Below are 26,347 nucleotides of genomic sequence, written 5' to 3'. Positions count from 1 at the left end.
GTCCGACACGTCGTACCAAGAGCGGCTCGTATCAGGAGAGGGCGGTGAAGGTGTGGGTCTGCCGGCCCAGGTTCTCGATCTCCAGGGTGACGACGTCGCCGTCCGTCAGGTACGGGAAGCGGCCCGAGAGGGCTACGCCCTCGGGCGTGCCCGTGCAGATCAGGTCGCCCGGCTCGAGCGCCATGTACTGCGACAGGTGGTGCACGATCGCGGCGACGTCGAAGATCATGTCCGCCGTCGACGAGTCCTGCCGCGGCTCCCCGTTGACGAAGGACCGCAGCCGCAGGCCGCCCGGGTCCACCTCGTCGGCGGGCACCAGCGCCGGGCCGGTCGGCAGGAACCCCGGGCCGCACTTGCCCTTGGACCACTGGCCGAGCGAGTCGTCGAGCTGCCAGGCCCGCTCGCTGACGTCGTCCACCACGGTGTAGCCCGCGACGTGCTCGCGCGCCGCCTCGACCGACGGCAGGTAGCTCGCGCGCCGGCCGATCACGACCGCCAGCTCCACCTCCCAGTCCACCTTCTCGGCGCCGGGCGGCAGCGGCACGGCGTCGTCCGGGCCGGCCACCGTGTTGGGGTGCTTGAAGAAGATGATCGGCAGGCGCGGCGGCTCCGCGCCCGACTCGCGCGCGTGCGCGGCGTAGTTCTGCCCGATGCAGACGACGGCGGCGGGGCGCGCGATCGGCGCCCCGCGGCGCAGCGCGTCCGCGCCGTCGAGCACGGGCAGCTCACCGGCCGCCAGCGCCGACCGGGTGCGGGCCACGCCGTCGGCGGCGAGGAACGCGCCGTCGACGTCGGCGGTCAGCGGGCGCAGGTCGTAGGTGACGCCGTCGGAGGTGACGGCGGGGATCTCCTGGCCGAGGGGGCCCAGGCGGAGCAGGTGCATCGTGTCCTCGTTCTCGGATCGGGTGGGCGGAAGGGCTCAGGACTGCTCGGGCGGGCGCACGCGCAGCTCGTGCATACCGCCGTCGACCGCGAGCGCCGTGCCCGTGGTCGCCGTGGCGAGCGGGCTGGCGAGGTAGCAGACGGCGTGCGCGACGGCCTGGGGGCTGACCAGCTTGCCCGTGGGCTGCCGGGCCTCAAGGGCGGCGCGCTCGGCGGCCGGGTCGGCGGCGGCTTCGAGCAGGCGGCCCACCCAGGGCGTGTCGACGGTGCCGGGGTTCACGCACGTCACGCGGATGTTCTCGCGCACGTGGTCGGCGGCCATCGCGAGCGTGAGCGCCTGGACGGCGCCCTTGCTCGCGGAGTACAGGGCGCGCTGCGGCAGCCCGGTCCACGAGGCGATCGACGCGGTGTTCACCACGGCGGCGTGCTCGGACTCGCGCAGGTACGGCAGCGCGGCGCGGGTGACGCGCACGATGCCGAGCACGTTGACGTCCAGCACACGCAGCCACTCGGCGTCGTCGTTGTCGGCGACGGTGCCCTGGGCGCCGATGCCCGCGTTGTTGACGACGACGTCGATGCCGCCCAGGCGCTGCGCGGCGGCCTCGACGGCGGCGCGGACGGCGGCGTCGTCGGTCACGTCGGCGACCTCGCCGCTCGCGCCCTCGGGCACGCCGTCGGACGAGCGGTCGATGGCGACGACCTGGGCGCCGCGCTCCAGCAGGGCGGTCACGACGGCGGCGCCGATACCGGACGCCCCTCCCGTGACGATGGCGCGGACGCCGTCGAACTCAAGGGCTGTGGTCACGGGAACTCCTCCTGGAAAACGGCTGCGATGGCGATTCATCCAATCTATAGCACCGATCCGTGTCGATTCGTAGGGCTCGATCACGTTCTGGACCCGCTAGGCTCGACCCACCCGGAGCGATACGTCATACCTCTGTCCCGGCTCCGGGTTCAACAGCTCGACGAGGAGTGATCCGCACATGTCCCAGCCGGCCGATTCCGCCCCGCTGCCGCACCCGGACCGGACCTGGTTCACCGAGGCCAGGTTCGGCCTCTTCGTGCACTTCGGGCTCTACTCCGCCGCGGCCCGGCACGAGTGGGTGATGAGCAACGAGCGCCAGACCGTCGAGCGGTACGAGCGGTACGCGGAGGTGTTCGACCCCGACCTCTTCGACGCCCGGGCGATCGCGCGCGCGGCCAAGGACGCGGGGATGCGGTACGTGGTGCTGACCACCAAGCACCACGACGGCTTCGCGCTGTGGGACTCCGCCGTCAGCGACTACTCCGTCGCGCGCACGCGCGAGCGCGACCTCGTCGCGGAGCTGGCCGAGGCGGTGCGGGCCGAGGGGCTGCGCCTGGGGCTGTACCACTCGCTCATCGACTGGCACCACCCGGACTTCACCGTGGACTTCGTGCACCCGCGCCGCGACGACCCGGACGCCCACGCCCTGAACGAGGGCCGCGACATGGCGCGGTACCGCACCTACCTGCACGCGCAGGTGCGCGAGCTCCTCACCGGGTACGGCGCCGTCGACTACGTGTTCTTCGACTACACGTACGCGCACGACCGGGACGGGTGGCGCGGCAAGTACCCCGAGGACTGGGACGCCGAGGGGCTGCTCGCCCTGGTCCGCGAGCTGCAGCCGCAGGCCGTGGTCAACGACCGCCTCGGCATCCCGGGCGACCTGGTCACCCCGGAGCAGTACCAGCCGGACGAGCCCATGCGGGACGACGCAGGCGCGCCCATCACGTGGGAGGCCTGCCAGACGCTGAACGGGAGCTGGGGCTACGACCGGGACAACACCCGGTTCAAGGACCCGGACCTGCTGGTCCGCATGCTCGTGGACACGGTGGCCAAGGGCGGCAACCTGCTGCTGAACATCGGTCCGGACGGGCGCGGCGCCATCCCGGCCCGCGACGCGACCACGCTCGCGGCACTCGGCGCCTGGACCCGCCTGCACGGCCGGTCGGTTCACGGGGCGGGTCCCGCGGAGCCCGCGCTGGCCGAGGCCCTCGCGCCCGGTCTGCCGCCCGGCGTCGTGCTCACGCAGCGCGCCGACCGGCTGTACCTGCACCTGTTCGCGTGGCCGTTCGCGCACGTGCACCTGCGCGGGCTGGCCGACCGGGTCCGGTACGCCCAGCTCCTGCACGACGGCTCCGAGCTGCGCACCACCCGCACCGACCCGGACCAGAAGGCGTGGAACACCACGCCCGGCGGGCAGCCGCCGGGCACCCTGACGCTGCACCTGCCCACGGCGCGGCCCGACGTCGCGGTGCCGGTGGTCGAGCTCTTCCTGCGATGAGTTCGGGGGCGGCCCGTCGTCGGACGTGGCATGGAAACGAAAAAGCATCGGCGCCCCGCCCCCTCGTCAGGCAGGGTTGAGCCATGAGCGACGTCGACATGCCCCGCTGGAAGCGCAACGTCGGGCTGTTCCTCGCCGGCCAGACCATCTCCCTGTTCGGGTCGATGGTGGTCATGTACGCGGTCATGTGGCACCTGACCATCGAGACGCGGTCCGGGTCGGTGCTCATGCTGAGCATCGTGTTCGGCATGCTGCCGCAGGCGTTCGTCTCGATCTTCGGCGGGGTGTGGGCGGACCGGCACCACCGCAAGTTCCTGATCATGGGCTCGGACACAGTGATCGCGCTGGCGACCCTCGGGCTCGCGCTGCTCATGGTCAGCGGCGTCGACTCGCTCTGGGTCATCTACGCGGCCCTGGCCGTGCGCTCGGTCTTCGCCGGTATCCAGACGCCGGCCGTGAGCGCGATGATCCCGCAGATCACGCCGACCGACCAGCTCATGCGCGTCAACGGCCTCTTCCAGTCCATCCAGTCGGGCATGATGCTGCTCGCACCGGCCCTGGCGGCCGTGATCTACGCGTCCTTCGACATCGTCACCGTCTTCTTCGTGGACGTGGTGACCGCCCTGCTCGGCGTCGGGATGCTCGCCCTGGTCGCGGTGCCGCGCCTGGTGCGGTCCGACGCCGGCGAGCCGGTCAGCTACTTCGGCGACCTCGCGGCGGGCGTGCGGTACATCCGGGCCAACGCGCCCGTGCGGTGGCTCATCACGCTGTTCGCGCTGGTCATGTTCCTGGTGGGCGCGCCGAGCTACCTGACGCCGCTCATGGTCACCCGCACGTTCGGCGACGAGGTGTGGAAGCTGACCGCCAACGAGCTGTTCTGGGGCGGCGGCATGCTGCTGGGCGGCATCATCATGGCGTCGGTCGGGCCCCGGATCACGCGCCGGGTGCGCCTCATGGTCGGGTCGGTGCTCGCCACCGGCGTGCTGGTCGCCGGGCTGGGCGTGGCCACCAACATGTGGGTGTTCTTCACCATCGGCCTGATCATCGGCATCATGTTCGCGGCGCTCAACACCCCCGCGCTGACGATCATCCAGGAGCGGGTCGAACCCGAGATGCAGGGCCGGGTGTTCGGCTTCGTCGGCATCGTGATGACCGTGGCGATGCCGCTGTCCATGGTGGTGTTCGGGCCCCTGGCCGACCAGTTCTCCGTGGAGGCGCTGCTGATCCTGGCCGGCGTGCTGCTGGTGGCGGTGCTGGGCGCGATCCTCGCGTTCCCCGGGGCGCGGCGCTCGCTCGCGCAGGTCGACGCGGCACCGGAGGCACCGGAGGACGCTGTCGCGGCCGAGGCGGCGGCTGTGCCGCAGGACACAGCCGACCTGCGCTGACGGCGTGAAAGTATTGCTGGGTCCCATAGCCGTCAGCCATACGTGCGGAAGGTTCCTGTGAGCGCTCCGAAGATCTATGCCCTGCACGAGAACCCCGAGTGGTTCCCGCCGTTCGCCGAGGCCTTCGCGGCCGAGGGCGTCGACTTCGAGGAGTGGGTGCTCACCGACGGCGTCCTCGACCTGGACGAGGCGCCGCCGGAGGGCATCTTCTGGTCGCGCATCTCGGCGAGCAGCCACACGCGCGACCACGGCCTGACCAAGGACTACTCGCGCGCGGTGCTGTCCTGGCTGGAGGCGTACGGCCGGCGCACGGTCAACGGCCGGCGCGTGCTGGAGCTCGAGATGAGCAAGGTCGACCAGCTCACCGCGCTGCGCGCCGCCGGGATCGACACCCCGCGCACCGTGGCCGCCGTCGGCCGCGACCAGGTGCTCAAGGCCGCGCAGGGGTTCCCCACGCCGTTCGTCACCAAGCACAACCAGGGCGGCAAGGGCCTGGGCGTGCGCAAGTTCGACTCGTTCGAGGACCTCGCCGAGCACGTCGCCTCCGACGAGTACGAGGAGCCGGTGGACGGCATCACGCTGATCCAGGAGTACGTCGTGGCGGCCGACGGCGGCATCACGCGCGTGGAGCTCGTCGGCGGCGAGATGGTCTACGCCGTCCGCGGCGACACCGAGCGCGGCGGCTTCCAGCTCTGCCCCGCCGACGCGTGCGCCGTCGACCCGGTCACGGGCCGGCCCATCCCGCCGGTCGGCGCGACCATCTCCATGGCGCCCGACGACGACTGGGGCCTGTTCAGCGAGCGGGAGGGCTACGACGACCCGGTGGTGGCCAAGTACCTGGCGTTCACGCAGCGGCACGGCATCGAGGTGGCCGGCATCGAGAACATCCGGACCGCGGACGGCCGGGTGCTGACGTACGACGTGAACACCAACACGAACTACAACAGCGACGTCGAGCAGGGCACGGCGAAGTCGGGGCCGCGGGAGATCGTGCGCCACCTGGCGAAGGTGCTGCGGGAGACGTACCCAGGGGCCTGACGGCCACCCGTCACGATCCGAGATCGGTCGGTTGCAATGAGATCGGTCAGTTGACCGACCGATCTCAAAGCCACCGACCGATCTCGTTTGTCAGGCGAAGGCGAAGACGGGGCCGAACGCCACCACTACGATCGTCGCCCAGATCGCGTAGACCGGCAGGTACTGGGTCTGCCAGCGCTCGATCGCGCCGAAGGCGCGCCGCCCGCGCACGAAGCCGGTCGCCAGCCACGCCGCCCACGCAAGGTGCACGAGCAGCACCAGGTTGAGCCCGAGCGCCGCGACCTTGTTGGCGGTGAAGCCGAACTCGGCGATCCGGGTCAGCATCGCGGTCAGCGCCACGGCGTCGACCGCGAGCGCCGCACCGACCAGGACGAGCTGCAGCCAGTCGAAGATCCCGGGCGGGGCCAGCGGGTCGCGGGCCGAGATCGAGTACAGCAGGAGGAACAGGACGAGCACGAGGATCGCGTCCATGAGGATGAGCAGGTCGCGGTCGACGTCGGTGAGCGGCCCGTTGACGAGCAGCACGACGAAGATCGCGACCAGCATGACGATCGTCAGGGGCGTGAACACGCGGGTCAGGACCGGGGCGATGTTCTCGACGACGTTCTTCTTGGCCTCGACGAGCCAGGCGCCGACCAACAGTGCGCCGGGCAGACAGAACGGCAGGAGCCAGTCCGCGAAGACCGGCTCGAAGTCGACGCCGACGAGGCTGAGCGTGCCGAAGGTGAGCCCGATGAGCAGCATGCCGCCGAGCGCGATGAGCGCCAGGTAGATGATGAGCTCGCCGGTGAACCGCACGAAGTCCATGCGCCGCGCGCCGGACCGCCACGCCCCGCCCGCGTACACGACGCCGAGCAGCAGCCAGAGCACCACGGGGGTGTGGCTGATCGCGAGGAACTCGGTCATGCCGGGCTCGTCGTAGAGACCGGACTCGAACGGGTACAGGTTGACCACGAGCGCGAGCGCCGTCGTGATCGCGAGCAGCACGGCGCTCACCCGCCACGGCACGTGGCGCTTCCACACGAAGTAGCCGGCCAGGAACGGCAGGACGGCGAAGACGCCGTTGCGCACGAGCACCAGCTCGTTGCCGACCGTCGCGGCGAGCAGGACCTTGAGCACGATGCCCGCGCCGACCGCGAGGGCCAGGACGACGGCCAGCTCGCGCCAGCGTCCGCCGTCGCCGGGCTCCTCGGGGACCAGCACGAGCTGCTTCCAGAGCCGGTCGGAGTGCTCGCGCGCGAACTCGCGGGACACCTCGTCGAGGTTGCCCATGCGCTTGACCGCGACGAGGAAGGCCTCCTCGTCCTCCAGTCCGCTGGCTGTCAGGTCGTTGACCTGGCCGCGCAGGTGGTCCTCCATCTCGTCGACGTCGGCCGCGGAGATCGCCCGGCGGCGCTGGACGTAGCCGCGCCACAGGTCGATCTGCTCCTCCAGCACGACGTGCTCGGCCGGCCCGGTCTGCTGGGCGGGCCCGACGCCGTTCGCGTTCTGCTCGCTCATCAGGCCCACCCCTCGGCGACGGCGGGGCCGGGCTGGACGTCCTGCCACACCTGCTTGAGCGCGTCGGAGACGACCACCCACTGCTGCCGCCGCTCCGCGAGCGCCTCCTTGCCCGATGCGGTGATCGCGTAGTGCTTGCGCCGCCGTCCGACGTCGGACGTGCCCCACGTGGCCTTGACGTACTCGAGGCGCTCGAGCCGGTGGAGCAGGGGGTAGAGCATGCCGTCGGTCCACTCCATGCGGCCGCCGGAGAGCTCGTTGACGCGCTTGAGGATCGCGTAGCCGTACGACTCGCCGTCGGCCAGGATGCCGAGGACGAGCGGCGTGGCGGACGCCGCGACCAGATCCTTGTCGATGTGCACCTGCACTCCTATGCCTAGTGCTGCTAGGGATCACAACCCTAGCAGCACTAGGCATAGGGGTCCTAGGTCAGGGGACGCGCGAGTCCCCGGGGTTCGTGTCCGGGGGCGCTAGCGCCGGCGTGGGGTCGCGGCCCGGTAGGCCGAGACCGTCGGCTCGCCGTCGAGCCAGAAGCGCCACGGGTACAGGTCGGCGCGACCGCCGTCGCCGCTCACGCCCACGCGCGGCCCCGACAGCACGGTGCCCGACGGCGCCGTGGGCACCTCCAGCGCCACCGCTCCTTCCGGGTCGGTGACGTCGGCGCCGTCGTCGGACAGATCGAGACCGAGCGCGACGGCGAGGCGGGCCGGGCCGCGGGCCAGGTCGCGGTCGGTGCGTGCCACACCCGAGGCGAGGCGCCGGGTCCGCGCGAGCGCCAGCCCCTCGGGTTCGGGCCCGGTCACCTCGCCGGCGCGCAGCAGCACCGCCGACGCCGTCCCGTCCGGGCCGCAGACCACGTTGGCGCAGTAGTGCAGGCCCAGGTGCCGGTACACGTACAGGTGCCCGGGCTCGCCGAACATGGTCTCGTTGCGCCGGCTCGGGCCGCGGAAGGCGTGGGAGCCGGGGTCGTTCGTGCCGTCGTAGGCCTCGACCTCGGTGATCCGGAGGGTCACGGCGCCGTCGGCGGTGCGACGGGTGAGGGTGGCGCCGAGCAGGTCGCGGGCGACGTCGACCACGGGGCGGGCGTAGAACTCGCGGACCGGGACGGTCATGGGTGCGTCGCTCAGGTTGGCTCCTCGATCCTTGCCGGGCGGACGGCGCGGGGAGAACCTATCCGCCCGGGCCGTGTTGCCGAGAGTAGACATTGTCTACCGAGAGCAAGCGAGCCCGGAGACGAGGCTTTCCGCCGACGCTCCGACGATGCCAGACGAGGGCCTGCGGGTCAGCCCGCGCGGACCGCGAGTGTCGCCACGACCTGGGTGAGCACCTTGTCGCTCCAGTTCTGCTCGGACTCGGGGTACTCGCCCATCCCGTCCACGGTCGAGGTGCCGCTCACCTCGAACCGGTAGCCGCCCCCAGGCTGCCTAGCCATTGCATGACGCACTTCACACCTCGGGGCGTGCCGCATAGATCCAACGGACGCCGTCATGCGGAGAAATCGTCGGTCGTTGCTGCACGTCGTAGGCGATCCGAATATGGACGCCATCACCCACGAGTGTTGCCAGCTCGCTGGCGATCTCAGTCAAGTCCTCCCGGTCGGCATCCGTCACAGAGCTCAGTTGACAATGGACAGTCACGTCGTAGTTGTTGATCTCGACACCCAGCGCAACCGCCCTTCGAGGAAGGAGACCGAGCGCAGCGTGCGTCAATTGGGCCACGAGGTAGTTCTCCCAGACCGGTGCATCACGCGGATCTTCAGGAGTAGGCAGTGTCATGGTTTCCAGTTCGGGTTGGCAGGCACGATGCTCACTGCTCGCGTGCCCTTGATGAAAAACACATCAGTAGGTTGGTTCTCGTGACCAGCGCCAACGTTGTGGTTGACGCCGGAGACGTGCGGTGACTTCACGACGATGTATCCCCGATCTGTGACGCCAAGCACCTTCGCACTTCCGTCGTGAAACTCGTTGAGGACTCGCTGGGCGTCAGCCTTAGACGTGAAGTAGCCGCCATGACGGTAGTCGGGACCATCGATGTGGCGCGCCTGCTTCTGATCGCTGATCTTCGAACCGATGCTCCGCCGATCAATCGTCATGCCGCCAGCGTCGATGAATCGCGGCGGACAACCAGCCGTGTTGTGCACGAGCACGGCATCCGATCCCACGTGATACGTGTGCAGTCCCGCGACCGAGAGGTTGTAGGCCGACCCCATCCGGCTCGACGCAAGGTCAACGCCCTCACCGACCGCCAGCCGCTCCCCGTCGGCCCCCAGCACCAGCTCCCCCGCGCCGAGCTCGTCGGCGCGCTCGAACCTCTGGTCCGTCGCCGACCAGAACGGGTGGTCCTCCGTCGTCAGGATGGTCTCGCCGTCGATCTCCAGCTCGAACAGCTCGTCCTGGTGCACCCACACGTGGGTCACCTCGCGCGGGCCGCGCTCGCCGCTGACCGGGTCGGCGGCCCAGACCTCGTCACCGACCTCGATGTCCTGGATCGGCTCGCGGGTGCCGTCGCCCATGAGCACCGGCGTCGATCCGGCGAAGCTGCAGAAGGATCCCTTGTCCATCAGCTTCTTGCGGCGGTCGCCGAGCTCCGACCGCAGCACCTCGACCCGCACCTCGGCGCGGGCGACCACCTGCGCGTCCACGGCGTACGGCACCTCGTACGGGACGGAGCAGCCACAGGCGTCGGCCTGCGCCTGGGCCTTGGCCCCCTCGCGCGCCTCGGCGGCGGCGAAAACGCCGCCCGCGGACGGCGACGAGCAGCCCATCGACGTCGTCCCCTGGAGCGGGAGCGCCGACGACGACCGGCAGGTCCCGGCAGCGCCGCCCTGCACCTGGAACACGGAGACCAGCTCGCCGGTCACCGAGCCGCCCGTCACCGTCCCCTGCGACGTGGCGACATCAGTGGTCACCTCGACGCTCGACGTGCAGCCACCGGCAGCGCAGCTGACCTGGGCCTGCCCGCCCATGTCGAACGTGATGCTCGGGTTCACCGCGGTCTTGAGCTGCTTGGTGAGGCCGATCATCTCGTCGAAGAGGTCGGCGACCTCGTCCTGCGACATCTGCGTCACCGCCGACGGCCCCTCGGCGGGTACGGGCGCCTCGAGCACGTCGTCGGCGACGTCGCCCTGCTCCGCGCCGGACGAGCCCGACGTGTCCGACGTGTCCGAGGAGTCAGCGGAGTCCGACGAGTCCGACGAGTCAGCGGGCGCGTCCACCCGGAGCACCTCGTACGGCGGCTCCTGCGTCACGTAGACCGGCCCGACCGACGTCTGCACCCACCGCGCGGGCACCCCGTCGACCTCCACCTCCTCGACGGCGGCGTCGGACGACGGCAGCTCGCCCGCCCGGACCGCGGACCGGAGGTACTCCGCGTACTCCTGCGGGGTCTGGAACAGGTCACCGACCGGGAGGACCGCGTCGCCCTCGTTGACCAGCCACCTCTTGTCGAGCTCCCGGCGCATCTCCCGGGTCGCGCCCTCAGCGGCCAGGGTCCCGGACGGCGGCTTGACGTACTCCTGGTCACCGATCTTCAGGACGCGGTACTCGTCGCCGTCGACCGAGAACGACCCGAGCGCGTCACCGTCGGAGGTGACCCGGAGGTCGTAGTCGACGCCGGCGGAGGTACCCCGCTGGTGGACGGCTGCCGTCTGCGCGAGCTCGTCGAGAGCCAGCTCGAACGGCTGCCGCGCCTCCTCCTCAGCGGCGGCGTCCTCCGCGAAACCCAGGAACGTCGAGACCAGCGTGACGATGCCCGCGACCGCGAACCCGAGGAGCACCACCCCGCCGGCGATCAGCCAGACCCACCACTTGCGCCACCAGCGCACCGCAGCCACTTGTTCCCCGTCCGGTCGACCCTCGTCGGCGTCCCGCACGAGACACCGGGCGAAACGTTAGAGGGTCTACCGAATCGTGACAAGCACCTTTGTGATGTGAGAGGCGTCGGGAGCGAGCCCGGTCAGGTCAGCGCGCCGAACCCGTCCAGCCGCAGGTCAGCGCGCTCGCGGGTGCGCTCGCGCCCGTAGTGCTCGGCCTCGTCGGCCATCCAGCGCAGCCAGTGCTCGCGCGCCGCCTCGCCGTCGCGCTCCAGGCCGCGGCGCAGCCGCTCGGCGTCGTCGGCCTCCACCCAGATGCGGAACGCGCCGAGCGCGTCGACCTGGCGCGCGCCCGCGCCGCAGCCCTCGACCACCAGGTGGGGTGACTGCGGCACGTCGTGCCACTCGGCCCAGTCGCTCTCGAACCAGTCGTAGCGCCGGTAGCGCACCTGCTCCCCCGCGGCCAGCGGGTCCAGGACCCAGCGGCGCAGGTTGGCGGCGCCGCCGTCCGGGCCGGCGGCCCAGCCCTCGTAGAGGTCGTCCATGTGGATCACGGCCGCCTCCAGCGCGTCCCCGAGCTGGGCGGCCAGCGTCGTCTTGCCCGACCCGGCGGGGCCGTCGACGCACACCAGCCGCGCGTCGGCGGCCCGGATCCGTTCCAGCACATCACCCAGCACACCCGGCGATACGGTCATCCACGCTCCCTCATAGGTCTACCCAGCGATTGTGCCCGGAATCCGCGTGAGATCCGGGCACAATCGCTGGGCTGTCCTAGCTCGGCTGGGCCCAGAAGCGGAACTCGGTGGTCCGCTCCTTGGCGGCTTCGATCTGCTCCGCGACCCGCACCGGGGCGGTGCCGCCCACGTTGTCGCGCGAGGCGAGCGAGCCCTCGACGGAGAGCACCGTGCGCACCTCGGGGGTGAGGTGCTCCGAGATCTTCGCGAGGTCCTCGTCGGACAGGTCCCACAGCTCGATGCCGCGGGCCTCGCACTCCTGCACGCAGGAGCCGGCCACCTCGTGCGCCACGCGGAACGGGACGCCCTGCTTGACGAGCCACTCGGCGATGTCGGTCGCGAGCGAGAAGCCCTGCGGCGCGAGCTCGGCCATGCGGTCGGTGTCGAAGACCATGGTGCGCACCATGCCCGTGAACGCCGGCAGCACCGTGGTGAGGGTCGCCACCTGGTCGAACACGGGCTCCTTGTCCTCCTGCAGGTCGCGGTTGTACGCGAGCGGGAGGCCCTTGAGCGTGGTGAGCAGGCCGGTGAGGTCACCGATCACGCGCCCGGCCTTGCCGCGCGCGAGCTCGGCGATGTCCGGGTTCTTCTTCTGCGGCATGATCGAGGAGCCCGTGGAGTACGCGTCGTCCAGGCGGACGAAGCCGAACTCCTTGGTGTTCCAGAGGATGATCTCCTCGGAGATCCGCGACAGGTCCACGCCGATCATCGCCGCGACGAAGGCGAACTCCGCCGTCACGTCGCGCGACGCGGTGCCGTCGATCGAGTTCTCGACCGGCCCGCCCTCCAGGCCCAGGTCGGCGGCCACGGCCGCCGGGTCCAGGCCGAGCGACGAGCCCGCGAGCGCGCCCGAGCCGTAGGGCGACTTCGAGGCGCGCACGTCCCAGTCCAGGAACCGGTCGACGTCGCGCAGCAGCGGCCAGGCGTGCGCCAGCAGGTGGTGCGCCAGCAGCACGGGCTGGGCGTGCTGCAGGTGGGTGCGGCCCGGCATGGGCGCGCTGCCCGCTGCCTCGGCCTGGACGATGAGCTCGTCCACCAGGTCGAGCACCTGCGTGCCGATCGTGCGGGCCTGGTCACGCAGGTACAGCCGCACGAGCGTGGCGATCTGGTCGTTGCGGGACCGGCCGGCACGCAGCTTGCCGCCCAGTTCGTCGCCGGCGCGCTCCAGCAGGCCGCGCTCCAGCGCGGTGTGCACGTCCTCGTCGTCGAGCACCGGGAGGAAGGCGCCCGACAGGACGTCCTGCTCCAGCACGTCGAGCGCGTCGATCATCCGCGCGAGCTCCGGCTCGGTGAGCAGGCCGGCGGCCGCCAGGGCGCGGGCGTGCGCCCGCGACCCGGCGATGTCGTACTGCGCGAGCCGCCAGTCGAAGTGCGTCGACTGCGACAGCGCGGACAGCTCCGGCGAGGGACCGCCGGCGAACCGGCCGCCCCACAGGGCGACCTTGGGGCCGGTGTGCTCGCCGACGGTCCGCGGGGTCGCGTGCCCGACGTCCTTGCCGTCGTGCTCGCTCACAGCGCGCCCGCCGTCAGGCTCTCCGCGGAGCCGAGGTCCACGCCGTTGCCGAACTTCTCGTCGCGCGCGGCGGCGAGCTTGGCGGTGAGGCCGTAGATCTCGATGAAGCCGCGGGCCTGCGACTGGTCGAACGCGTCGCCCTCGTCGTAGGTGGCGAGATTGAAGTCGTACAGCGACTGCTCCGAGCGGCGCCCGGTCACGGTGGCCCGGCCGCCGTGCAGCACCATGCGGATCTCGCCGGAGACGTACTTCTGGGTGTCGTCCACGAACACGTCGAGCGACTTCTTCAGCGGCGAGAACCACATGCCGTCGTAGACCAGCTCGCTCCAGCGCTGCTCGACCTGGCGCTTGAACCGGGCCTGCTCGCGCTCGATCGTGACGTTCTCCAGCTCCTGGTGCGCCGTGATCAGGGCGATGGCACCGGGGGCCTCGTAGATCTCGCGGGACTTGATGCCCACGAGGCGGTCCTCGACGATGTCGATGCGGCCCACGCCCTGCGCGCCGGCGCGGCGGTTCATCTCCTGGATGGCCTGCAGCGGGGTGACGGGCACGCCGTCGATCGCCACGGGGATGCCCTGCTCGAAGGTCAGGTAGACCTCGTCGGCCACGGGCGGGAACGTGGGGTCGTCCGTGTAGGAGTAGACGTCCTTGGTGGGCTCGTTCCAGATGTCCTCGAGGAAGCCTGTCTCCACGGCGCGGCCCCACACGTTCTGGTCGATCGAGAACGGGTTCTTCTTCGTGGTCGCGATGGGCAGGTCGTGCTTCTCCGCGTAGTCGATGGCCTTCTCGCGGGTCAGCGCGAGGTCGCGCACCGGGGCGATCGACTTGAGGTCGGGCGCGAGCGAGGTGGTGGCCACCTCGAACCGGACCTGGTCGTTGCCCTTGCCGGTGCAGCCGTGGGCCACGGTCGAGGCACCGAACTGGCGGGCCGCGCGCACCATGTGCTTGACGATGACGGGGCGCGAGATGGCGGAGACCAGCGGGTAGCGGTCGAGATACATGCCGTTGGCCCGCAGCGCGGGCATGCAGTACTCGGCGGCGAACTCGTCGCGCGCGTCGGCGACGTACGCCTCGACGGCGCCGCAGTCCAGCGCGCGCTGGCGGATGACGTTCATGTCCTCGCCGCCCTGGCCGACGTCGACGGCCACGGCGACCACCTCGGCCCCGGTGGCCTCGGCGATCCAGCCGATGGCGACGGAGGTGTCCAGGCCGCCCGAGTAGGCGAGCACGACGCGTTCAGTCATGATTGACGATCTCTTTCCGGTGGTGGTGTCAGGTGCAATTCTTGTGCGTTCTCAGGCGCTGAGCGCGAGGAAGCGTTCGGCCAGCGCGGAACCGTCGGCGTCGCGGGCGATCACCAGGATGGTGTCGTCCCCCGCGATGGTCCCCAGCATCCCGGGGAAGACGGAGTGGTCGATGGCGGAGGCCAGCAGGTTGGCGGCCCCCGGCGGGGTGCGCAGCACCACGAGGTTGCCCGAGGACTCCGCCGAGACCAGCAGCTCCTTGGCCAGCCGCGCGAGCCGCGCGGACAGGTACTCCTCGCTCGCGTCCGACTGCGCGCTGCGGTCGCCGCCCTCGCCGGGCACGGCGTAGACGAGCGCGCCGTCCGAGCCGCGCACCTTCTCGGCCTGCAGCTCGATCAGGTCGCGCGAGAGCGTGCCCTGGGTGACGCTGACGCCGTCCGCGGCCAGGGCGTCGGCGAGCTCGGCCTGGGAGTGGATGGCGTTGCGCGTGACGATCGCGGTGATCCGGGCGTGCCGGGCCGCCTTCGTGGTGGCGGTCGTCGCCGTCTGCCGGACGACCATCAGCCCCGCTCCAGGAGGAAGGCGAGCAGCGCCTTCTGCGCGTGCAGGCGGTTCTCGGCCTCGTCGAAGACCACGGACTGCGGGCCGTCGATGACGTCGGCGGTGATCTCCTTGCCGCGGTAGGCCGGCAGGCAGTGCAGCACGAGCGCGTCCGGGGCGGCGCCCGCGAGCAGCTCCGCGTTGACCTGGTAGTCCCAGAACGGCTTGGACCGCGCCTCGGCCTCGGCCTCGTCGCCCATCGACACCCAGGTGTCGGTGGCCACGACGTCCGCCCCGGCCACGGCCTCCTTGGCCGACGTCGTCACGGTCACCGAGCCGCCGGTGGTCGCGGCGATCTCGGTCGCCCGGGCGACCATGGCGGCGTCGGGCAGGTAGCCCTCGGGGCCGGCGATCCGCACGTGCAGGCCGGCCGTGGCACAGCCGAGCAGGTAGGAGTTGCCCATGTTGTTCGCGGCGTCGCCCACGTAGGCGAACGTGGTGCCGGGCAGGCTGTCCAGCCCCCGGTGCTGCGCCACCGTGAGCAGGTCCGCGAGGATCTGGCAGGGGTGGAAGTCGTCGGTCAGGGCGTTGACCACCGGCACGCGCGAGACAGACGCCATCTCCTCGATGCGGTCCTGCCCGAACGTGCGCCACGCGATGGCCGACACCTGCCGGTCGAGCACGCGCGTGGTGTCGGCGATCGACTCGCGCACGCCGATCTGGGCGAGCCGGCCGTCGACGACGAGCGGGAAGCCCCCGAGCTCGGCGATGCCGGCCGCGAACGACACCTGGGTGCGCAGCGTGGGCTTGTCGGTGATGAACGCGACGGCGCGCGGGCCCTCCAGCGGGCGCTTCGCGTACCGGTCGGCGCGCAGGGCGAGGCCCAGCTCCAGGATGGCCTTCTGCTCGGCGGGCGTCAGGTCGTCGTCGCGCAGGAAGTGGCGGGTCATGCGAAGTCCTCCGGGAGGGAAGCGAAGAAGCGGGCGGCCTCCGTGGCCTGCTCCGTGGTCAGGATCAGCGGCGGGGCCAGCCGGATCGCGTCCGGGGCCACCGCGTTGACGATGAACCCGGCCTCCAGCGCGGCCGTGGCCACCTGCGGCGCCACCGGCTCGTTCAGCACGACGGCCAGCAGGAGGCCGCGGCCGCGGACCTCCTTGACGAGCGGGCTGCCGCACATCTCGATCTCCTGGCGCAGCAGCGCCCCGACCTCGCGCACGTTCGACAGCAGGCCGTCGCGCTCGATCACGCCGAGGGTGGCGAGCGCCGCGGCCGAGGCCACGGGGTTGCCGCCGAACGTGCTGCCGTGCTGGCCGCGGCCGAGCAGGTGCGCTGCCTCGCCGTAGGCGATCACGGCGCCGACGGGGAAGCCGCCGCCGAGGCCCTTGGCGACCGTGACGACGTCGGGCACGATGCCGCCGCCGATCTCGGGCTGCTGGTAGGCGAACCACGTGCCGCAGCGGCCCACGCCGGTCTGCACCTCGTCCAGGACGAGCAGCGCGCCGTGCGCCTTGGTCAGGCGGCGGGCGGCCGCGAGGTAGCCCGGCGGCAGGGGGCGCACGCCGGCCTCGCCCTGCACGGGCTCGACCACGAGCGCGGCGACCTCGCCGTGCTCCGCGACCGACCGGGGCGAGAACGCGGCCTCCAGCGCCGCGAGGTCGCCGAACGGCAGGTGCTCGACGCCGCCCGGGAGCGGCTCGAACGGCTCGCGGTAGGCGGCCTTCGCGGTCAGGGCGAGCGCGCCCATGGACCGGCCGTGGAAGCCACCCTCCAGCGCGAGCACGCGCGTGCGGGTGCCCACGCCGGACGACGTCGCCACGCGGCGCGTCATCTTGAACGCCGCCTCGACCGCCTCCGTGCCGGAGTTGGTGAGGAACACGCGGGACCCGTCGGGCGCCTCGGCGACGCGCAGCAGCGTCTCGGCGAGCGCGATCTGGGCGGGCGTGCCGAAGAAGTTCGAGACGTGGCCGAGCGTGCCGAGCTGGGCGCTGATCGCGGCCGTCAGCGTGGGGTGCGCGTGGCCCAGCGCGTTCACCGCGATGCCCGCGAGCAGGTCGAGGTAGCGCTTGCCGTCGGCGTCCCACACGTAGGCGCCCTCGCCGCGCACGAGCACGCGCTGCGGCGGGCCGAACGTGTCCATGACCGCGCCCGAGTACCGCTGGGTCCAGGCGGCGACCGAACCCTCGGCCGCGAGCGCCGAGCCCTCGTCGGCGGGGATCACCGTGCTCATTCGTTCGTTCCTTCCTCGGGTCCCGCGACGACCATGGTGCCGTTGCCCCGGGTGGTGAAGACCTCCAGCAGCGCGCTGTGCGGCTGCCGCCCGTCGATGACGGTCGCGGCGCCCACGCCGCCCTCGACGGCGCGCAGGCACGCCTCCATCTTGGGCACCATCCCGGACTCGAGGCTGGGCAGCAGCTCCGCGAGCTCGGGCGCGGTGATCCGCTCGACGAGCGAGCCCTTGTCGGGCCAGCTCGTGTACAGGCCCTCGACGTCGGTCAGGACGATGAGCTTCTTGGCGCCGAGCGCCACCGCGAGCGCCGACGCGGCGGTGTCCGCGTTGACGTTGAGCACCTGGGTGGGGTCGTCCTTGTCGGGCGCGATGGTGGAGACCACGGGGATGCGGCCGGCCTCCAGCAGGTCCTCGACGGCGCGCGGGTCCACCTGGACGACGTCGCCCACGAGGCCGACGTCGACGGGCACGCCCTCGACGATGGCGTGCCGGCGCTGGGCGCCGAGCAGGCCGCCGTCCTCCCCCGACAGTCCGACGGCGACGGGGCCGTGGGCGTTGATCAGGCCCACGAGCTCGCGGCTGACCTGGCCGGTCAGGACCATACGGACGATCTCCATGGCCTCGGGCGTGGTGACCCGTAGGCCGCCCTTGAACTCCGACTCGATGCCGAGCCGGTCGAGCATGGCGTTGATCTGCGGTCCCCCGCCGTGCACGACGACGGGCCGCAGCCCGACCTGCCGCAGGAACACCATGTCCTGCGCGAAGGCGGCCTTGAGCTCGGCGTCGATCATGGCGTTGCCGCCGTACTTGACCACGACGAGCGCGCCGGAGAACTCCTGCAGCCAGGGCAGGGCCTCGATGAGCACCTCGGCCTTCTGGTCGGGCCGCAGCCCGTTCACGATGTCGCTGCTCATGAGCTGTAGGCGCTGTTCTCGTGCACGTAGTCGTGCGTGAGGTCGTTGGTCCACAGCGTGATCTCGGCGTCGCCCGCGTGCAGGTCGATCGTGAACGTCACGTCGCGGGACGCGGCCATGTCGACCTTCGCCGGGTCCTCGTGGGCGCCGCCGGCCTTGCAGACCATGACGCCGTTGACGCTCACGTCGAGCTCGGCGGGGTCGTAGGGCGCGACGTCCTCGGGCACGGTGCCGACCTGGGACAGGATGCGGCCCCAGTTGGGGTCGTTGCCGAACACGGCGGCCTTGACCAGGTTGGACCGGCTCACCGCACGGGCGACGGCGAGGGCGGCGTCCTCGGTGGTGGCGTTGGTGACGGTGATCGCGATGTCGTGGGACGCGCCCTCGGCGTCGGCGACGAGCTGGCGGGCCAGGTCGGCGCAGATCTCCGTGACGGCCGCGGTGAGTGTCGCCAGGTCGGGCGTGACCCCGGAGGCGCCCGACGCCATGAGCACCACGGTGTCCGAGGTGGACATGGCGCCGTCGGAGTCGACGCGGTCGAAGGTGACGCGCGTGGCCGCCCGCAGGGCGGCGTCGGCGTCCGCGGCCGGGACGACGGCGTCCGTGGTCACCACGCACAGCATCGTCGCCAGGGCGGGGGCGAGCATGCCCGCACCCTTGGCCATGCCGCCCACCGTGAAGGTGCCCGACGGCGTCTCGACCGTGCGCGCCGCCGTCTTGGCGACGGTGTCGGTGGTCATGATCGCGGTGGCGGCGGCCTGCCCGGCGGCGTCGTCGGCCGCGAGCTCGCCGACGGCGACCGGCACGCCCGCGAGCAGCTTGTCCGCGGCGAGCCGCACACCGATCAGGCCGGTGGAGCCGACCAGCACGTCGATCGCACCGATGCCGAGCTCGTCGGCGACCTTCTCCGCGGTGGCGTGCGCGTCCTGGAACCCGCCCGGGCCCGTGCACACGTTCGCCCCGCCGGAGTTGAGCACGACGGCGCGGGCGGCGCCGTCCTTCACCGCCTGTCGCGACCACATGACCGGCGCGCCGACCACGCGGTTGCTCGTGAACACCGCGGCGGCGGCGAACTCGGGACCGTCGTTGACCACGAGCGCCAGGTCCGGCTTGCCGGAGGCCTTCAGGCCGGCGGTGACACCGGCGGCACGGAACCCTTGCGGGGAGGTCACCGTCATGGTGCGACTCCTTCGGTGATGAGGCCGGCGGTCTCCCGCAGGCCGAGGGCGAGGTTCATGGACTGGACCGCGGCGCCCGCGGTCCCCTTGACCAGGTTGTCGATGGCCGTGACCGTGACCACCCGGCGGGCGGCGGCGTCGACGGCGACCTGGACCAGGGCGGTGTTGGCGCCGAGCGTCATCGCGGTGCTCGGCCACTGCCCCTCGGGCAGCAGATGCACGAACGGCTCGTCGGCGTAGGCGGCCTCCCAGGCGGCGCGGACCTGCTCCGGGTCGGCGCCCTTGGCCAGCGGAGCCGTCGCCGTGGCGAGGATGCCGCGCGCCATCGGCACGAGGGTGGGCGTGAAGCTGATGGTCACCTCGGGCGCACCGGCGGCCCGCAGGTTCTGCTGGATCTCCGGGATGTGCCGGTGCGTGCCGCCCACCGCGTACGGCTGGACCGAACCGAGCGCCTCGCTCGCCAGGAGGTGCGGCTTGAGCGCCTTGCCCGCGCCCGAGTAGCCGTTGGCCAGCACCGCGACGATGTCGGTGGGCTCGACGACGCCCGCCGCGACCCCCGGCTGGAGGCCCAGGGTCACCGCGGTGACGTTGCAGCCGGGCACCGCGATGCGGCGCGCGCCGGGCAGCTTGTCGCGCTGGCGGGGGGCGGTGGCCAGGTCGGTCGTGGCCGGGCCGGTACCGGGCGTCTCCGCGTGGATCAGCTCGGGCATGCCGTACGGCCAGGTGCCCGCGTGGGTCGAGCCGTAGAACTGCTCCCAGTCGGCCGCGGACTCCAGCCGGTGGTCGGCGCCCAGGTCGATGACCAGCACGTCGTCGGGCAGCTGCGCGGCCACCTGGCCGGACGCGCCGTGCGGCAGGCCGAGCACCACGACGTCGTGGCCGGCGAGCGTGTCAGGCGTGGTGGGCTCCAGGATGCGGTGGGCGAGGCTGCGCAGGTGCGGCTGGACCTCGCCGAGGCTGGACCCGGCGCTCGCGTGCGCGGTCAGGGTGCCGATCTCGACGAAGGGATGGGCCGTGAGGAGGCGCAGGACCTCCCCACCCGCGTAGCCGGAAGCGCCCGCGACGGCGACTCGGATGAGCTGGCTGCTGGACATATTCGGCAGTGTACATAGTTATGCAGCGGCGGCGAAACCCGGGTGCCGGCGGCCGGAACACGGCCGACACCGTCGCAGAGCGGGTGAATCCATGACAGACCCGCCGCCAGCAAATACTCTTCGATGGCGCACGACCGGCCCCCTGTCCTGAGAGGACCACCCAACCCATGGTCAGCACGAACCGTCCGACAGCCGCACTCGGCACCATCGCCGCCCTGGCGTTCGTGCTGGCCGGATGCACCGGCGGCGACGAGCCCGCTTCCGACGGCCCTTCGGCGTCGGCCTCGCCGTCACCGACAGCGTCGCCGACACCGACTGACCCGGCTGAAGCTGCGGAGGCGGAACGCGTCGATGCTGCACTGAAGCGGTACGAGGAATACCGGGAGATCGACGAGAGACACCAGATAGCTGGTACCAATGGCTACGACGACGTTGCGATCTATCTCGGCGACTCCGAAATGCTCGCCAACGAGCGCACGAAATGGGAGTTCCTCGCCGAACGCGGATACAAGCTGGTGGGGCACCGGGCAGTGACAGCGTTGGTCGATTCCGAGTACGACGGCGACCCACTCGCGAACACCATCAGCGGCCACCGAGTGCGCCTGGATCTTTGCGTCGACGGGAGCGATGCATACACCGTCGACGCTGATGGCGACGTGGTTCCCGTATCCAACCCGGGCCCGAGCAAGGTGATCGTGGAGGCACTCATGCAGGGGCAGCCTGGCGAGCAGTGGGCGCTTCGTGAGCACAAGTCCACGAAGAAGGCGTGCTGACGTGAATCACACCCTCTGGACAGCCGCCGTCAGGTGTCTCTCGACTCTCTCCGTGGTCGCCCTCATGGCGCTATCCCTTGTATTCACCCAACCCGCCAGTGCCGACACGTCCGATGCACCCGGACAAGGGTCAGGAGACTGCATGTCAGACGACGGAGTCGGGTGGATCTGCGAGGGCGAGGATGGTGGGTCGCCCGGCGATTCGCTGCCCGGAGGCACGACTCCGGTCAAGGGTGACGGCGCAGAGCCGGTGTGCAAGGACGGCACGAGGACGGTTCCCTGCACGAACGATGACGGTGGTGTCTGGAACGGGCACTGCTACGCGAGCGTGGTGGACCCACCCCCGTCCAGGACCGACCCTGTCTGGGAGGGGCATGACGACGGCGTCATCATGACCTGCCTCCTGCGCAGCGGCGACTGCGACCAGTCCGCAGGAGATCACCTGCCCATCGCGGACTGCACGCGCCAGTGGTGGGCCCCGGTTGCCGAGGGCAGCATCAACGTCGAGCAGGTCGCCCGGGACGCCTTCGCCCGGGCCAACCCGGCCAAGATCCCCATCGGCATCGTCCCCGAGAACGAGCCCGGCAACGTCGGAGTCGTCGGGATGCCCGTCTGGATGTGGGTCCAGGACCCCGGCGAGCGCACCGTCGGGCCCCTGACTGCGACCGCCGAAGCGGGCAACGCGACCGTGACCTCGACCGGCCGGGTGGCGAGCATCGACTGGGACATGGGCGACGGGAAGACCATCACCTGCCAGGGCACCGGCACCCCCTACCAGGACAGCTACGGCACGAAGGACTCCCCCGACTGCGGGCACCGCTACACGGGCCAGGGCAACCCCTACACCGTCACCGCGACCTCGCACTGGGTCGTCGACTGGCACGGCGCCGGACAGTCGGGCACCTTCACCCTGGACCTCACCAACCAGACCCAGATCACGGTCGGCGAGGCGCAGGTCATCACGCAGTAGGAGCGGCTTGGCGATGGCTCAATGGGGGATCAACGTGGGGGACAAAGGCTGGTGGCCAGTGAGGTGACCGACGCGTCAGGGTTGATCGACCCGGACGTGTTCCCGTTCCGGTCCGGCGCGTTGTGGACGAGCCTGGACGACGTGTCGGAGAACGCGCGGTTCTCCCGGCAGACCGGTCAAACCGTTGGGCAGGCTTCTCACGACATGCACGCCGCGTGGGCCGGACTGCGGGAGCACTACCAAGCGCCCGAGGGCGAGGACCTCTACCACGCGATGGACCCGACCAAGAGGGCGGGCGACCGCGAGTGGGACGTCCTGAACCAGGCCGGCGGACTCCTGGACGCGTACGTGGAGGAACTGATGCCCGTGCGCCAGCTCCTGTCCGTGCTGGAGGCCGAGGCCGCGGAGTTCCGTTCACGGGTCACCGGCGGTGTCATGGTGACCGCTGAGGAAGTTGTCCTGGGCCTGTCGAGCCCCCTGATGGAAGCCGTCCTGAGTCCCGAGGCGTGGGGCCAGATGAGTCAGGCGGACTGGGAGAGGTTGAAGCATGAGGGCGGCAGGTTGCCGTGGACGCACCACCGCCCCTCGCTCGAACGCAACCGGACCCTGGTCGCGGATGCCACCAGGATGATGGAGCAGATCCGGCAGGCGGGGCAGGACCTCGCAAAGGGGCTGGACAACCTGGACTCAGGTGCACCTCTCGCTCCCGCACCCGGCCCCGTCGGGTCCGGTGTGTACGCAGCGGGCTTCCAGGCCCCGGGCATCCGGTGGCTGTTGCGCAGTCCGGCAGCACCGGATGTGTCAGCTTTCGCTCCCGGTGAGGACCTGCTGGGAGGCACGGCCGGCGAGGTCCGTGCCTGGTGGGACGCGCTCACCCCCGCCCAACGGTCCGCCCTGATCGCCGCGATGCCGCTGGTGATAGGAAACCTGAACGGCGTCCCGCTGAAGTACCGCGCTCAGGCCAACACGATCAGTCTCAAGGGCGAGATCGCGAGCATGCGTGCCGAGCAGGCCCGCATCGACCAGGAGATAGCCGCAACGCGGGCCCTACGGTTCGGTACGGGAGACAGCACACAGATCAACTCCGAGCTGGTCCGGCTGACCGAAGAGCGCGAGCGGCTGGACGAACCGATCCGGGAGTACGAGCACTACCTACACCTCGATCCGCCGCAGTACGAATACGACGAGAACGGTCTGGCAGTCGCTCGCACGGATGTGGAGGTCGTGGTGTTCGACCCGACCGTGCACGCGATCGCGACCTATCACGGCCGGTACGACCAGAACGGCGACGTCCCGGAGTACGTCGACAACCTCGCCGTCTACGTGCCGGGCACCAAGACCCGGATCGACCACTTCAACGGCGCCGACACCCGCGCCTACGACCTCTATGACGAAGCCAATGGGGACAAATTCGGACCAGGGCGGACGGCGGTAATAGCGTGGGCCGGCGGCAGGTTCCCTCAGTTCTCCCTCACCCAGCCGGCCGACGCGGCTCTTGCGAGCTATTCGGAGGACCTGGGACCCAAGCTGCGCGACTTCGTCGGGGCTGTGGACACACATCCGCAGGCGTCGACACTGACCGTCACCGGGCACTCCTACGGCGGGGCAGTGGTCGGTAAGGCCGAAGCGGCAGGGCTGGCGGCGGACCAGGTGCTGTACGTGGCCGGCGCCGGGATCGGCAACGGGACCGGCGCTGTGACCGACTTCCCCGAGACCGGGGACATTCCCCACTTCTCGATGATGGCGCGCAACGACCCCGTCGTCGGCCGCATCCAGGGGATGGAGGCAGGCGGACTGGGGCATGGCGCCTCGCCGCTGACCGACCCGGACGTGAAACGACTGGAGACCGGGTTCGTCGAGGCAGACCGCCCGGAAAGCGGCACTATCGAATCGACCGACGAACCCCATTCGGACGTGTACACCCGCGGATCCACGGCGTTCAACAACATGATCGGCGTCATCACTCGGACCCAGGTCGAATTGTTCGCCCCCGACCGGGGCATCGCACACTGGTATGGGATAGAGAAGGTCACCGGCATTGAACACCCCGGCTATCAGGCCGACATCATCAACCTGTCCCAGACAGAACCCGACCCGGAAGGACACCGATGAAACGCTGCGGCACAACCCGTCGCACGGCAGCCGTGGCAGTGTGGCTGACCGTAGTTTTGACTCTGAGCACCGCGTGTGGCCCGAGGAGTGACGTGACGATCGAAGAGTACGAGGCCCGGTCCGAACAGATCGCGGAGCGGCTGCTGGTGACCATCGAGGACGTGGACCGCTACCAGGACGACATCATCGCCAGTGAGAACCGGTTCAACAACGCCGAGAGCCACGACCTGGAGGACCACCCCTGGCAGTACTGGCAATGGCGCGGGGCCGTCACACTCGCCGCCGACGCGGAGATCACCCCCGAACAGGCGGCCGACCGCATGGCAGCCGTGCTGGAGGACGAAGGATGGATCGCCCGCGAACCTAGTCGAAGCGAGACAGGCGGCGAGTACTCGTACGACCTACCCGACAGCCAAGAGCAAGAGCGCGACTGGTACGTAGGAATCGGCTTCGCACTGAGGGAGCCGCCCGCACCCCAGAACGTCAGCATCACGATCGTCAGCCCCGCCACCGACCGAACCGCTGCCGACTCGTGACCCGATACCGGATAGCGCCCGACCTGGCCGACAAGACGCTGCAGCGGGCCAGTCGGCACATCGACGCGCTGCACTCGGCCGCGCAGCAGGTCGCCGCACGCAGCGACGGCACGGGCGTCAGCGGCGACCCCGTCGTCGTACGTGCCGTGGCCGGGTTCTACGTGCTCCGGGAACGACGCATACGAGATCTGGCCGCTCGGGCGACCGCAGCCGTCGACGGCGCGAAGCAGGCAGTCCGCGCCTACGACGGCGCTGACGAGAAGATGGCCACCGAGCAGCGACGGGCCGGGGACGGCACCGCCTAGGCTCACGCCCGGCCGATTGCCCGCGACGTAGGCTCGGCCCATGCACGCAGTCGTAGCCCGTGAGGCGGGCGGCCCCGAGGTCCTGCAGTACACCGAGCTCCCCGACCCCACGCCGGGACCAGGGCAGCTCCTGGTCCGCGTCGCCGCGGTGGGCGTGAACTTCATCGACACCTACAAGCGCGCGGGCGTGTACCCGATGCAGTACCCGCACGTGGTGGGCGCCGAGGGTTCCGGCACCGTGGAGGCGCTGGGCGACGACGTCACCGGCTTCGCCGTCGGCGACCGCGTGGCCTGGCACGACGGGCCGGGCTCCTACGCTGAGCTCGTCGCCGTGGACGCCGCCGGCGTCGTGCACGTGCCCGAGGGGCTCGACCTGACCACCGCCGCCGCGCTGCCCCTGCAGGGCATCACCGCGCACTACCTGGTGCGGTCCACGTTCGAGGTGCAGCCCGGGCACGACGTGCTGCTGCACGCGGGCGCGGGCGGCGTCGGGCTGCTGGCCACGCAACTCGCCGTGGCACGCGGCGGACGCGTGATCACCACGGTCTCGACGCCGGAGAAGGCGGCGCTGTCCGCCGCGGCCGGCGCCGCGCACACCATCGACTACGCCGCGATGTCCGACATCACCACCGAGCTGCCCGCCCTCGTGCGCGAGCTCACCGACGGCCAGGGCGTGCACGTCGTGTACGACGGCGTGGGGCGCACCACCTTCGAGGCGTCGCTCGCCTCGCTGCGCCCGCGCGGCATGCTCGTCCTGTTCGGCGGCGCGTCGGGCCAGGTGCCGCCGTTCGACCCGCAGCGGCTCAACAAGGGCGGCTCGCTGTTCCTGACCCGGCCCACCATCGCGCACTACACGCTCACGCGCGGCGAGGTCGAGTGGCGCACCTCGGAGGTGCTCTCGTCCGCGGCGTCCGGCGACCTGGACGTCCGCATCGGGGCCACCTACTCCCTGGCCGACGCCGCCGAGGCGCACCAGGCGCTGGAGTCCCGGGCTACGACGGGCAAGGTGCTGCTGGTTCCCTGAGCCCGGGTCGGGCCGGGCGGCTGGTGAGATCGGTCGGTTGTAATGAGACCGGTCCATTGATGGACCGGTCTCATTACAGCCGACCGAACTCATGGGCGACGACGCTGGCAGTGCGCGGTGCTGCCTGCAGGTGGCTCTGGTCGGCAGTATGCAGTGGGTCGACAGTTGCTTTGACGGCGGCAGCGCGCAGGGGGTCGGCAGTTTGCAGTGGGGTCGGCAGTTTGCTTTGAGGTCGGCACAGGCCTGTGCCGACCTCAAAGC

General features: G+C 71.0%; 27 protein-coding genes. 9 read left to right on the top strand and 18 right to left on the bottom strand.

Features of this window, described 5'->3' with window-relative positions; genetic code table 11:
- Positions 1–31 precede the first annotated feature (31 nt).
- Positions 32–883 (bottom strand): fumarylacetoacetate hydrolase family protein, encoded by an 852-nt coding sequence (locus ACFU5G_RS17645; RefSeq protein ID WP_377247386.1) that lies wholly within the window; start codon positions 881–883, stop codon positions 32–34.
- 36 nt (positions 884–919) lie between these two features.
- On the bottom strand, positions 920–1,726 hold the full coding sequence (locus ACFU5G_RS17640) for an SDR family NAD(P)-dependent oxidoreductase (RefSeq protein WP_377247383.1): 807 nt from the start codon (positions 1,724–1,726) through the stop codon (positions 920–922).
- A gap of 139 nt (positions 1,727–1,865) precedes the next feature.
- Here ACFU5G_RS17640 and ACFU5G_RS17635 point away from each other — a divergent pair, with 139 nt between their 5' ends.
- From ACFU5G_RS17635 to ACFU5G_RS17625, 3 genes are all read left to right on the top strand, one after another.
- On the top strand, positions 1,866–3,188 hold the full coding sequence (locus tag ACFU5G_RS17635; protein WP_377247380.1) for an alpha-L-fucosidase: 1,323 nt from the start codon (positions 1,866–1,868) through the stop codon (positions 3,186–3,188).
- A gap of 83 nt (positions 3,189–3,271) precedes the next feature.
- Entirely contained in the window at positions 3,272–4,573 is a 1,302-nt protein-coding gene (locus tag ACFU5G_RS17630; RefSeq protein ID WP_377247377.1) for an MFS transporter, read from the top strand.
- Positions 4,574–4,630: 57 nt separating this feature from the next.
- Positions 4,631–5,611, top strand: a complete 981-nt coding sequence (locus ACFU5G_RS17625) for a RimK family alpha-L-glutamate ligase (protein WP_377247374.1) — start codon at positions 4,631–4,633, stop codon at positions 5,609–5,611.
- Between the two features lie 90 nt (positions 5,612–5,701).
- On the opposite strand, the gene ACFU5G_RS17620 is transcribed toward ACFU5G_RS17625, so the two are convergent.
- The 15 genes from ACFU5G_RS17620 to argC form a co-directional block, all read right to left on the bottom strand.
- Positions 5,702–7,111: a permease prefix domain 1-containing protein gene (locus ACFU5G_RS17620; RefSeq protein WP_377247371.1), complete on the bottom strand. Its 1,410-nt coding sequence runs from the start codon at positions 7,109–7,111 to the stop codon at positions 5,702–5,704.
- On the bottom strand, positions 7,111–7,473 hold the full coding sequence (locus tag ACFU5G_RS17615; protein WP_377247368.1) for a PadR family transcriptional regulator: 363 nt from the start codon (positions 7,471–7,473) through the stop codon (positions 7,111–7,113). Before ACFU5G_RS17615 ends, ACFU5G_RS17620 begins: the two co-directional genes overlap by 1 nt.
- A 108-nt stretch (positions 7,474–7,581) precedes the next feature.
- Positions 7,582–8,223: a DNA-3-methyladenine glycosylase gene (locus ACFU5G_RS17610; RefSeq protein ID WP_377247365.1), complete on the bottom strand. Its 642-nt coding sequence runs from the start codon at positions 8,221–8,223 to the stop codon at positions 7,582–7,584.
- A gap of 170 nt (positions 8,224–8,393) precedes the next feature.
- Positions 8,394–8,543: a hypothetical protein gene (locus ACFU5G_RS17605; RefSeq protein ID WP_377247362.1), complete on the bottom strand. Its 150-nt coding sequence runs from the start codon at positions 8,541–8,543 to the stop codon at positions 8,394–8,396.
- A 13-nt stretch (positions 8,544–8,556) separates the two neighbouring features.
- Entirely contained in the window at positions 8,557–8,886 is a 330-nt protein-coding gene (locus ACFU5G_RS17600) for a hypothetical protein (RefSeq protein WP_377247359.1), read from the bottom strand.
- On the bottom strand, positions 8,883–10,943 hold the full coding sequence (locus ACFU5G_RS17595) for a polymorphic toxin-type HINT domain-containing protein (RefSeq protein WP_377247356.1): 2,061 nt from the start codon (positions 10,941–10,943) through the stop codon (positions 8,883–8,885). Before ACFU5G_RS17595 ends, ACFU5G_RS17600 begins: the two co-directional genes overlap by 4 nt.
- A 122-nt stretch (positions 10,944–11,065) precedes the next feature.
- Positions 11,066–11,617 carry a uridine kinase gene (locus tag ACFU5G_RS17590; RefSeq protein WP_377247353.1) on the bottom strand — a complete coding sequence of 184 codons (552 nt, stop codon included), beginning with the start codon at positions 11,615–11,617 and terminating at the stop codon, positions 11,066–11,068.
- A 76-nt stretch (positions 11,618–11,693) separates the two neighbouring features.
- Positions 11,694–13,169: an argininosuccinate lyase gene (gene argH / locus ACFU5G_RS17585; RefSeq protein ID WP_377247350.1), complete on the bottom strand. Its 1,476-nt coding sequence runs from the start codon at positions 13,167–13,169 to the stop codon at positions 11,694–11,696.
- Positions 13,166–14,413 (bottom strand): argininosuccinate synthase, encoded by a 1,248-nt coding sequence (locus ACFU5G_RS17580; protein WP_377247347.1) that lies wholly within the window; start codon positions 14,411–14,413, stop codon positions 13,166–13,168. Before ACFU5G_RS17580 ends, argH begins: the two co-directional genes overlap by 4 nt.
- A 51-nt stretch (positions 14,414–14,464) precedes the next feature.
- Positions 14,465–14,974: an arginine repressor gene (locus ACFU5G_RS17575; RefSeq protein WP_377247344.1), complete on the bottom strand. Its 510-nt coding sequence runs from the start codon at positions 14,972–14,974 to the stop codon at positions 14,465–14,467.
- The gene (gene argF, locus ACFU5G_RS17570; RefSeq protein ID WP_377247341.1) at positions 14,974–15,903 is read right to left on the bottom strand and encodes an ornithine carbamoyltransferase; all 930 of its coding nucleotides are present in this window, start codon (positions 15,901–15,903) and stop codon (positions 14,974–14,976) included. The genes ACFU5G_RS17575 and argF overlap by 1 nt, the downstream gene beginning before the upstream one ends.
- Complete coding sequence (locus ACFU5G_RS17565) at positions 15,900–17,180, bottom strand: acetylornithine transaminase (protein ID WP_377247338.1); 1,281 nt, start codon at positions 17,178–17,180, stop codon at positions 15,900–15,902. Before ACFU5G_RS17565 ends, argF begins: the two co-directional genes overlap by 4 nt.
- Positions 17,177–18,094: an acetylglutamate kinase gene (gene argB / locus ACFU5G_RS17560; RefSeq protein ID WP_377247335.1), complete on the bottom strand. Its 918-nt coding sequence runs from the start codon at positions 18,092–18,094 to the stop codon at positions 17,177–17,179. Before argB ends, ACFU5G_RS17565 begins: the two co-directional genes overlap by 4 nt.
- Positions 18,091–19,272 carry a bifunctional glutamate N-acetyltransferase/amino-acid acetyltransferase ArgJ gene (gene argJ / locus ACFU5G_RS17555; protein ID WP_377247332.1) on the bottom strand — a complete coding sequence of 394 codons (1,182 nt, stop codon included), beginning with the start codon at positions 19,270–19,272 and terminating at the stop codon, positions 18,091–18,093. Before argJ ends, argB begins: the two co-directional genes overlap by 4 nt.
- Complete coding sequence (gene argC, locus ACFU5G_RS17550) at positions 19,269–20,366, bottom strand: N-acetyl-gamma-glutamyl-phosphate reductase (RefSeq protein WP_377247329.1); 1,098 nt, start codon at positions 20,364–20,366, stop codon at positions 19,269–19,271. Before argC ends, argJ begins: the two co-directional genes overlap by 4 nt.
- A 167-nt stretch (positions 20,367–20,533) precedes the next feature.
- On the opposite strand from argC, the gene ACFU5G_RS17545 reads away from it, so the two are divergent.
- From ACFU5G_RS17545 to ACFU5G_RS17520, 6 genes are all read left to right on the top strand, one after another.
- The gene (locus ACFU5G_RS17545; protein ID WP_377247326.1) at positions 20,534–21,139 is read left to right on the top strand and encodes a hypothetical protein; all 606 of its coding nucleotides are present in this window, start codon (positions 20,534–20,536) and stop codon (positions 21,137–21,139) included.
- Between the two features lie 391 nt (positions 21,140–21,530).
- On the top strand, positions 21,531–22,109 hold the full coding sequence (locus ACFU5G_RS17540; RefSeq protein ID WP_377247323.1) for a hypothetical protein: 579 nt from the start codon (positions 21,531–21,533) through the stop codon (positions 22,107–22,109).
- Positions 22,110–22,160: 51 nt separating this feature from the next.
- Positions 22,161–24,221, top strand: coding sequence for an alpha/beta hydrolase (locus tag ACFU5G_RS17535; RefSeq protein ID WP_377247320.1), 2,061 nt, complete (start codon positions 22,161–22,163; stop codon positions 24,219–24,221).
- A gap of 92 nt (positions 24,222–24,313) precedes the next feature.
- Positions 24,314–24,757, top strand: a complete 444-nt coding sequence (locus tag ACFU5G_RS17530) for a hypothetical protein (protein WP_377247317.1) — start codon at positions 24,314–24,316, stop codon at positions 24,755–24,757.
- Positions 24,754–25,062 (top strand): DUF6507 family protein, encoded by a 309-nt coding sequence (locus ACFU5G_RS17525; RefSeq protein WP_377247314.1) that lies wholly within the window; start codon positions 24,754–24,756, stop codon positions 25,060–25,062. Before ACFU5G_RS17530 ends, ACFU5G_RS17525 begins: the two co-directional genes overlap by 4 nt.
- A gap of 40 nt (positions 25,063–25,102) precedes the next feature.
- A complete protein-coding gene (locus ACFU5G_RS17520) occupies positions 25,103–26,086 on the top strand; it encodes a quinone oxidoreductase family protein (RefSeq protein WP_377247311.1) in 984 nt (327 codons plus the stop codon).
- Positions 26,087–26,159: 73 nt separating this feature from the next.
- Here ACFU5G_RS17520 and ACFU5G_RS17515 read toward each other — a convergent pair.
- A partial coding sequence (locus tag ACFU5G_RS17515) for a hypothetical protein (RefSeq protein ID WP_377247308.1) occupies positions 26,160–26,347 on the bottom strand: 188 nt, incomplete at its 5' end.

Origin of the sequence: Promicromonospora sp. NPDC057488, from assembly GCF_042802395.1 — a bacterium.
Taxonomy (GTDB): domain Bacteria; phylum Actinomycetota; class Actinomycetes; order Actinomycetales; family Cellulomonadaceae; genus Promicromonospora.
The sequence above is the reverse complement of the archived record's forward strand: the minus strand, read 5'-3'. Positions and strand labels throughout refer to the sequence as shown.